Origin of the sequence: Curtobacterium sp. B8, from assembly GCF_000333315.1 — a bacterium.
GTDB lineage: Bacteria > Actinomycetota > Actinomycetes > Actinomycetales > Microbacteriaceae > Curtobacterium > Curtobacterium luteum.
This window is the reverse complement of sequence record NZ_BACW01000450.1, coordinates 1-2,681: the sequence shown is the minus strand read 5'-3', so window position 1 is coordinate 2,681 and position 2,681 is coordinate 1. Positions and strand designations below refer to the sequence as shown.

At 74.4% G+C, this 2,681-nt stretch carries 2 protein-coding genes; one reads left to right on the top strand and one right to left on the bottom strand.

Annotated features, from left to right (window positions below):
* Positions 1-36 precede the first annotated feature (36 nt).
* Entirely contained in the window at positions 37-1,671 is a 1,635-nt protein-coding gene (locus I59_RS11545; RefSeq protein ID WP_022903998.1) for a DHA2 family efflux MFS transporter permease subunit, read from the bottom strand.
* A 141-nt stretch (positions 1,672-1,812) separates the two neighbouring features.
* On the opposite strand from I59_RS11545, the gene mvk reads away from it, so the two are divergent.
* The coding region (gene mvk, locus I59_RS11540; RefSeq protein WP_022903997.1) for a mevalonate kinase at positions 1,813-2,681 on the top strand (869 nt) is incomplete at its 3' end.

Genomic DNA, 2,681 nt, shown 5'->3' with positions numbered 1-2,681 from the left:
GTCCGCCCCGTCTCAGCGTCCGGAGCCGCGGGCCGGTCAGCCTGCCGCGACCGGTCGGTCCGTCGTCGGCGTGGCCGACGTCTCGGACTCCGGGCGCCGAAGTCGGAGCGTCGCCGCCAGGCCGAGCACGAGGAACCCGGCCGCCGAGAACGCTGCCGCCCGGGTGCCGTCGCTGAACGCCTCCGCCGCGGTGTCCGCGACCGCCGGGTCCTGCGCGCGGAGCCCGGCGATGGCGCCGCCGGAGGACGTCACGACGGCGTCGGCCACCCGGGAGGCGGTCGCCGCGGGGGTGCCGGTGCCCTCGAGGCGGTGCTCCACGAGCGCGCTCGTCGACGTGAACAGCACCGTGCCGAGCACCGCGATCCCCAGGGCGGACCCGATCTGCCGGGCGGTGCTCTGGGCGCCGGAGGCCTCCCCGCTCCGTTCGACGGGGACGTCCTGCAGGACGACGCCGGTGAGCTGCGCGGTGGCGAGCCCGACGCCGAAGCCGTAGACGAACAGGCACGGCACGATCGCCCACCACGGGGTCGACGACGACACCACGAACCCGACCGCGGCGACCCCGACGATCTCGGCGGCGATGCCGAGCCGGACGATGGGCAACGCGCCGATCCGCTGGCCGGCGGTGGCGGCGAACCCGCTCGCGACGAAGGAGCCGACGGCGAGGGCGAGCAGGACGAAGCCGGTCTGCAGCGCGGAGTAGCCGAGGACGTTCTGCAGCCAGAGCGGGAGCGACAGGATGATGCCGAACTCGCCGAGCGAGACGATCAGCGCTGCGACGGAGCCGCCGCGGAAGGACGCGATGCCGAACAGGTCGAGGGCGATGAGCGTCGACCGGCCCGCACGCTGCCGCCGCCGCGTCCACACCACGAAGAGCAGGCCCGCGACGACGGTGAGGGCGAACGCGTACGGGATCGGCGAGAGGGCGCCCGGCCAGGACCAGTCCCCGACACGCAGCCGCTCGGCGTTGGTCCACCAGCCGTAGGTCCGGCCCTCGATGAGGCCGAACACGAGCGACGCGCTCGCGAGCACGCTGAGCACGGCGCCGACGACGTCGATCCGGCCGGCGTGCACCTGGTCGCGGGACTCCCGGACGAACACGAGCGCGCACGCGACGATCGCGACACCGAGCGGGATGTTGATGCCGAAGGCCCAGCGCCACGAGAACGCGGTCGTGAGCCAGCCGCCCAGCAGCGGACCGACGGCCACCATGCCGCCGATCGTCGAACCCCACACCGCGAACGCGATGCCGCGCTCCCGTCCGGTGAAGGTGGCGTTGACGAGTGAGAGCGTCGTCGGCAGGACCATCGCACCGCCGACGCCCTGGACGATCCGGGCCAGCACGAGCAGCTCGCCGCTCGGGGCCAGTGCGGCGAGGACCGAGGCCGCGGCGAACACCGTGACCCCGACCACCATGAGCAGTCGTCGGCCGAGCCGGTCGGCGAGCGAGCCGAAGACGAGCAGGAGTGCCGCGAACACGAGCGTGTAGCTCTCCTGCACCCACTGCACGGCCGTCGAGCCGATGTCCAGGTCGCGGACGATGCTCGGGATCGCGACGTTCACGATCGTCGAGTCGACGATGATCAGCGACACGGCGACGCTGATCACGACGAGACCGGCCCAGCGGCGACGGTCGGGGCTCGGGGTCGGTGTGGTGGACGGGGTGACCATGCGGTGCCTCCTGAGATCGTCAGCATGCTGATCGTCACCGTACGCCTGCTCGCGCCGTGACGTGGAGCCCGCTCACCGCCGGGGTACGGCGGGCGTCGAGCACGCGCATGGGCACGGACGGTTAGGCTGACGTGACCCACGATGACCAGCAACCACCTCGACCACTCCGCGGCACCCGTAGCCGGCGACACCCGCCGCACGGGACGCGCCGCCTCCCACGGCAAGACGATCCTCATCGGGGAGCACGCCGTGGTCCACGGCGCACCCGCACTCGTCCTGCCGGTCCTCGACGCCCGGGTGGTCGCGACGGTCACGCCGATCGACACCGCACCCGCCGTGCCGCACCCCGACGCCGACCCGGCGACCGGTCACCTGCTCGAGTCCGCGGTCCACACGGGTCCGCTCGACACCGCCCCCGCCGCGGTCCTGCCGACCGTCACCGCGGTGACCGCCACGCTGCGCCACTTCGGGGTCACCGACCGACGGTTCCACGTCCGGGTCGAGAGCGACGTCCCGACCGCGCGGGGCATGGGGTCGAGCGCTGCCGTGGCCGCCGCGGTCACCGCCGCGGTCGCCGACGCCCTCGGCCACACCCTCGACGCCGACACGCACCACGAGCTCGTCCAGGAGTGCGAGCGCATCGCCCACGGACGGCCCTCCGGACTCGACGCACGCGGCGTGGTCGCCGACGCGCCGGTCTGGTTCGACGGCGGGCGGATCGAGCCCGTCGCGCTCGGGGCCCGGTTCACCTTCGTCGTCGCCGACACCGGCGTCCCCGGTCACACCCGGGAAGCCGTCGCGTCGGTCCGGGACCGCCTCGAGCGCGACCCCGTCGGCGTCCGCGGGACGATCGACGGGATCGGTGTCCTCGCGCACGCCGCCCGCGCCGCCCTCGAGCGCGGCGACGCCCCGGCGCTCGGTGCGAGCATGGACGCCGCCCACGGGCTGCTCGACGACCTCGGGGTGTCGAGCGGCGACCTCGACCGGCTCGTCGAGGCGGCCCCGCGCGC